Source organism: Streptomyces recifensis (genome assembly GCF_002154615.1).
Taxonomy (GTDB): domain Bacteria; phylum Actinomycetota; class Actinomycetes; order Streptomycetales; family Streptomycetaceae; genus Streptomyces; species Streptomyces griseoluteus.
Genome location: NZ_MUNH01000356.1, coordinates 1 through 5,675 on the forward strand (window position 1 = coordinate 1; position 5,675 = coordinate 5,675).

The 5,675-nt window shown below is 69.5% G+C and carries 5 protein-coding genes; 3 read left to right on the forward strand and 2 right to left on the reverse strand.

Going from position 1 to position 5,675, the window contains the following annotated elements; translation table 11 throughout:
• Nucleotides 1-2,304 (reverse strand): hypothetical protein (locus tag CCN33_RS18945; protein ID WP_140394592.1); only part of this gene is annotated, 2,304 nt, incomplete at its 3' end.
• Nucleotides 2,305-2,488: 184 nt separating this feature from the next.
• Between CCN33_RS18945 and CCN33_RS18950 the strand changes: the two genes are divergently transcribed.
• Nucleotides 2,489-3,010 carry a hypothetical protein gene (locus tag CCN33_RS18950; RefSeq protein WP_140394593.1) on the forward strand — a complete coding sequence of 174 codons (522 nt, stop codon included), beginning with the start codon at nucleotides 2,489-2,491 and terminating at the stop codon, nucleotides 3,008-3,010.
• 86 nt (nucleotides 3,011-3,096) lie between these two features.
• On the opposite strand, the gene CCN33_RS33840 is transcribed toward CCN33_RS18950, so the two are convergent.
• Nucleotides 3,097-3,846: a helix-turn-helix domain-containing protein gene (locus CCN33_RS33840; protein WP_086694766.1), complete on the reverse strand. Its 750-nt coding sequence runs from the start codon at nucleotides 3,844-3,846 to the stop codon at nucleotides 3,097-3,099.
• A gap of 232 nt (nucleotides 3,847-4,078) precedes the next feature.
• Here CCN33_RS33840 and CCN33_RS18960 point away from each other — a divergent pair, with 232 nt between their 5' ends.
• Both CCN33_RS18960 and CCN33_RS18965 read left to right on the forward strand, forming a co-directional pair.
• Nucleotides 4,079-4,744 carry a DUF4097 family beta strand repeat-containing protein gene (locus tag CCN33_RS18960; RefSeq protein WP_086694767.1) on the forward strand — a complete coding sequence of 222 codons (666 nt, stop codon included), beginning with the start codon at nucleotides 4,079-4,081 and terminating at the stop codon, nucleotides 4,742-4,744.
• 46 nt (nucleotides 4,745-4,790) lie between these two features.
• Nucleotides 4,791-5,609 (forward strand): alpha/beta fold hydrolase, encoded by an 819-nt coding sequence (locus tag CCN33_RS18965; protein ID WP_086694768.1) that lies wholly within the window; start codon nucleotides 4,791-4,793, stop codon nucleotides 5,607-5,609.
• Nucleotides 5,610-5,675 lie beyond the last annotated feature (66 nt).

The window sequence follows — 5,675 nt, forward strand, 5'->3', positions numbered from 1 at the left end:
GGTGGCGGGCGGCGTGGGACCGCCGGCCGGGGTGGAGGGGCTCGGCGACGGGGTGTGGTTCGCCGGAGGCGTGCTGCTGTGGTCCGTCGGAGACGGGGTGGGCCGATGGGTCGGCTCGGAGGAATGCGTCGGAGTCGGCGTCGACCCGCCTCCGTCACCGGCGAAGGCGCTGCCGCCGCCGAGGAGGGCGAGCGCCGGGTTGTCGGCGCTCTCGGTCTGCCCCTCGGTCGCGATCTTCGTCGTCTTCTCCAGGTTCGGGTGCTGGGCCTTGAACTCCACGCGGGTGATGTTCTGCTTGGGCGCCTTGCCGAAGTCGACGCCGCCCATGACGCACATCTTCTGCTGGCCCCCCACCTCACAGGGCAGCGAGTAGTCGCCCTTGGTGAAGGACCTCATGTAGTCGTCCCAGGTCTGCTTGGGCGTCCAGGACCGGTTGGGCGAACGTACGGGCCAGCGGGCGACGTCACCGCTGTTGATGACCGCGTGGTAGTCCCCGGCCTGCTCGGCGTCGCTCTGCCGGACGTACTCGGCGGCCACGCGGGCGCTGTAGACACGGCGCAGGTCGGCGTAGTCGGCGGAGGTGTTCACCTTCTTCTCGACGCCCGGAATGATGTACTGCTTGAGCAGGCCGTTCGCGGTGTCGCGCTGGGCCCGGGTCAGCTTGCAGTCGTTGCCGTTGGGGTCGGGGGTGTCACGGTCGATGTGGTCGACGTTGACCTTGAGCGGGGTGTCGAGGATGTAGAGACCGCCGTCGTCGGCGCGGACCTTGGCCGTCTTCGGGGTGATCCACAGCCGGATGGTGTCGCCGCAGGGGATGTTGGCGGCGCGCATGGCCTCGGCGTACTGCTTGCCGGGGTCCTTGCGGTAGTCGACGTCCTTGGCGTAGTCGTGCTTCATCTGGAGGTCGGCCTGGAGCAGGACACGGCCGGCGTCGGTCTTGCCGAAGGTCTTGTCCATGATCTGGTCGGGCTGGTCGGGGTTCAGGTTGACCCAGAACTTGTCCGGCGTGAGCGCGAGCCAGGTGAAGAAGGAGTCGGAGATGAGCTGGGCCTTGGCCTTGCCGCCCCAGCCCTTGTCCTGGGTCTCGTCCTGCACCTTGTCCGCGGAGAAGGCGTACGGCAGCCCCTTGCCCTTGACGGGCTTGCCGACGTAGGCGAGGTCGAGGGTGGAGAAGTCCACGCCGCCGGGGCCGCGGACGCCGAAGCGCGCGGGGCCGCTGCCGCCGAGACGGCGGATGCGGTCGGCCATCTCCTTCGGGGTCTCCGGGGACTGGCCGATGGTGCGTGAGGCCGCGCCGCCGAGCCGGTTGTTGCCGTTCGCGGCGAAGTTGGGGTCCGGCCTGGTGGTGCCGGACACGTGCTTGTAGCTGACCGACTTGTACTTGGGGACGTCCGTGGAGAGGTGCTCGTAGGCACGGACGCGGGGCTGTCCGTCGGTCCCCTTGTACTGCTCGGCCATTTTGCCGAGGTACTTGGTGGTGGCCGAGTCCTTGGACTGGCCGTTGACGTAGGAGATGCGGCCGTTCTTGGCCAGCTCGCCGTTCTGGAAGCGCGGGTCCTCCAGGAATCTCCTGTTCGCCAGGTCCTGTCCGGTGTCACGGCCGGGCCCGGCCTTGAACTCCAGGAACTGTCCGGTCTTGTAGTTCACGGCGTCGAACTTGCGCACCAGCGGCTTCTGGCCGCCCTTGCCATCACTGACCATGATGGGCTTGCCGTTCTTGTCCTTGATGGCGATCTCTTCCTGGCAGAGCCAGTCCTCGCCGACCAGGCCGAGATCGTTGATCACCTTCGTCTCGAAGGCCGCGCCGCGCTTGTTGTTGTTGTGCGGCATGATGTAGCCGCCCTCGAGCCAGTCCGCGAACGTCTTGTACTTCGGGTTCCCGTTGTTCAGGTAGCTCTTGTACCGGGCGAAGACGCGCTCCTCGCTGTTCTCCGGGTAGGAGGTGTAGGGCTTGTCGAACTTCGCGAGGAACTTGGCGCGCTGCGCCGCCTGTTCGTCGGTGGGGTTCTCGGCGTCCCCGGGCAGCGTGAGTCCGTCGAAGCTCTGCCGGGGCGCGTCGTAGGTGTAGGAGTCCCGCTCACTCGGGGCACGGACCTGAAGGCCGCGGTCCCACGGCAGGTTGTTGGTGCCCGGCCGGGTACTGGTGACGCCCGGGAGGCTGTCGCAGCGCTTCCCCTTGGCCGCGTAGGCGAGGTCGCCGTGCAGACCCGGCAGGCCGGTCAGTGTCAGAACGCCCGCCGCGGTTAACGCGAGCGCGGCACGCGGCCAGACGCGGCGGCGCGACGCCGTTATCACTTGAGTCACGAGGGTTCTCCGAACGGGAGCCCTGCGAATACGGGTTCACGGTCGGCGCCAGGGCCCCCGTGACTGTGGCGCCGATTGCCTCACTCTAGCCATCGCGTCGCGTTGCATGTCTGTGTCAACTCCCGGCGCACACAGGATTGTTACATCCGCTCGTACGGGGCGTACGGGTCGTAGAGTCATGGTCATGCGCAGCATCGACGACCCCGCCTGGCACCACAACCCGCGCCTGAACGCATGGCTGGAAGCGGCGCGCACCGCCTTCGACTCCCTGGCCGCCGAGACCGGCGGTGACTGGGACTACTCCCCCGCCTCGCTCGACCGCCTCGAACGGCTCCTGCTCTCCCGCTACGGCACCTGGGAGGACGTCTACCACCACCAGGACGACCCCGTCCTGATGGCCGCCGCCTGGTACCTGGGCGAAATCGCCGTCCGCCGCCACGGCGCCGTCTGGGCCTGGTCCCCCGACGGTCCCCGCCCCGGCGAGGACTGGCCCGGCTCTCCCCGCCTCACCTACCCGCGGAACGGCCTGACGGCCCCGGAGGCGGACGCGCTGGACGCCGACGAGGAGATGGGCGAGGACTCCCTGCCCACGGTCGTCCCCCTCTCCCACGTGGGTTCCCTCTATGCCGAGGGCGAGCACCATCTCGCCACGATGCTGGAGCACTTCACGGCCTTCGAGCAGTGGCGGGCGGGAGCGCACGGCTGAGTCCGCCCTGCGGGCACCTCCGAGAGCGTCCCTCCGGGGTGTCGGGAGACGGACCCCACTACCCGATGTCCAGGGCGGCGAAATGACTAGTCGCGCCCCGGGCGGGGTGCGTCGTGTGCGGGGGTTTCCGGTTCGGTGTGGAGGACCTCGCGGGCCTGTTCGGCGGCGCGGGTGATGCTCTCGCTGATGAAGTCGAGGAAGCGGGCGACGTTTTCCAGTCGGTGCGCCGCCGGGGTGTGGGGGCCGAGGACGGCGACGCCCCGGCGCGCCGTCTCCACGAGCCGGTCGTTGGCCCGTGCGCTGGCGATCGTCGACTGGTAGAAGAGGTCGTTGTCGACGACGTAGTGGTCCCGGCGGCGTTCGTCGCGTTCCCGGCGGACGAGGCTCTGGCTCTCCAGGAAGGCGATCGCCTTGGAGACGGACGCCGGACTGACCTGGAGGCGCTGAGCGAGCCCGGACGCGGTGAGGCGGCCGGCGTCCGTGACGAACAGGCAGGTCAACACCCTTGCCGGCATTCTGGGCAGACCGGAGGCCATGAGGACGGCGATGAACGTCTCCTCGTACTCGGCCACGGCCCCGCCGTCACGTCCGTGCGGCTGGGAGGCCGGCTCCGGACCCCGGGCGGAGGGATTCCTACGCCGGTGGGCACGCCGTTCGGTGGCACGGTGGGCCAGGTCGGCGCGGTAGGCGGTGGGGCCGCCGTTGCGCATCACCTCACGCGTGACCGTCGAGGTCGGGCGGCCGAGGCTCCGGGCGATCTCGGCGTAGGGGAGGCTGTCGGCCAGCCCCAGCGCGATCTGCCGGCGCTCCTGTTGGGTGAGCCTGCCTCCCGGCATCGCTGCCTCCTTCATGGTCCTTCACGGCGGGTCCGAGCCTGACCGTAGCGTTCACTTGTGGCTCATTGCAATGCGCGCACCAAAGTCATTGCTTTGCACTTCGACCCCATTGCAACGATTCACGCCTCTGGCCTGCGCTATCAACACCCCTACGCCACAAGTCTGTTGCCGGATCTCGGAACGCAACGTAGCGTTTCCATCATCGGAAACCACAAGCGCCTGGGAGTACACGATGCACAAGTTCGACACCCCGGCCCCGATCTCCGCCGTCGTGGAGATCCCTGCCGGACGCGTGCAATTCATCGCGGGGGACCGTACCGACACCACCGTCGAGGTCCTGCCCACCGCCCCCTCCAGGAACCGTGACGTCAAAGCCGCTGAACAGACCTCCGTCACCTGCACCGACGGCGTCCTGCGGATCACGGCCCCGACGCCGGGCAACCAGCTCCTCGGCCCCTCCGGTTCCGTCGAGGTCACCGTCCGGCTGCCCGCCGACTCGCGGATAAAGGGCGAGTCCGCCGGCGCCGAACTCCGCGGTGTGGGACGCCTGGGCGACATCGACTTCGAAGGCGCGTACCGGTGCGTCAAGATCGACGAGGCCGGCCGAGTCCGTCTCACCGCGCTCGACGGCGCCGTGGAGATCGGCCGGCTCAACGGCGACGCGGAGATCAGCACCGCACGGGGAGACATCCGGATCACCGAGGCGCGGCGCGGCACGGTCAGGCTCCGTACCGGGTCCGGCGACATCACGATCGGCGCCGCCGCCGGCGTCTCGGCCGCACTGGACGCCGCTGCCGGCCACGGCCGTGTGACTCACGCCCTCAAGAACGACGGCACCACCGAACTCGGCATCCGGGCCACCTCCGCGAAGGGCGACATCACCGCCCGCAGCCTGTGAGAGCGCGGACCCGGAACCCGACGGCAACCAGATCTGGGGGGAACCCATGACGCACGACGACAACTCTTCTTCCACCACTTCGAAGTGGACCGGCATGGTGCCGGTGGACGACACGGCCCTGGCCGTCACCGACACGGGCGGCCCGGGCATCCCGGTGCTCTACCTCAACGGCCAGTTCGCCACGCAGGGGTACTGGCGACGGGTCATCGCCGAACTGGGCCCGCAATGGCGGCACATCACCTACGACGAGCGGGCCCGCGGCAGATCGAGGCGTTCGGCGGACTACTCCTTCGAGGCGGCCGTCCGGGACGTCGACGCCGTTCTCGCGGCCAGGGGGGTGGACCGGGCACTGGTGGTGGGCTGGTCCTACGGGGCGGTCGTCGCGGCCCACTGGGCCGGCCGCAATCCGGAGCGTGCACGGGGCGCGGTCCTGGTCGACGGCGCCTTCCCGTACGACTGGCTCGACGAGGCCATGGAACAGCGGATCCGTAGGCTGTTCCGCCGGCTGGCCTGGTTCCTGCCACTGCTGCGCCCGACCGGCCTGGCCCCGCGGATGACCGCCGCGCAGCAGGCGGACAGCAACATCGAGCTCGGCAGGCTGTCCCGCGAGCGCGAACTGGGCCCGGTGCTGGACGGCATCACCGTCCCGGTGCGGTACGTGGTCGCTTCGGGGACGTCGTTCGGAAGCCGCGGCGACGAGCAGGAACGCATCCGCGCCGGTCTCGACGCGGTGACCACGCGCAACCCGAACATCCGAATCGGCGCCAAGGTCGCCAGCAACCACGGCGCGCTCCTCAAGAAGGACTACCCGGCCATCGCCGAGGCCGTACGCGAGGTCGTCGCCTCCCCGCGGGAAGGACGCTGACCGGAGGCAGCCGCAACACACGGGCCGGAAACCGCGAGCCACGTGCCCGCTCCGGAGCGGCGCCGC

Excerpts from the sequence above, each read along its gene's own strand:
- CCN33_RS33840 (WP_086694766.1), bottom strand. The coding sequence starts at position 3,846 with ATGCCGGGAGGCAGGCTCACCCAACAGGAGCGCCGGCAGATCGCGCTG.
- CCN33_RS18965 (WP_086694768.1), top strand. The coding sequence starts at position 4,791 with ATGACGCACGACGACAACTCTTCTTCCACCACTTCGAAGTGGACCGGC.
- CCN33_RS18950 (WP_140394593.1), top strand. The coding sequence starts at position 2,489 with ATGCGCAGCATCGACGACCCCGCCTGGCACCACAACCCGCGCCTGAAC.
- CCN33_RS18960 (WP_086694767.1), top strand. The coding sequence starts at position 4,079 with ATGCACAAGTTCGACACCCCGGCCCCGATCTCCGCCGTCGTGGAGATC.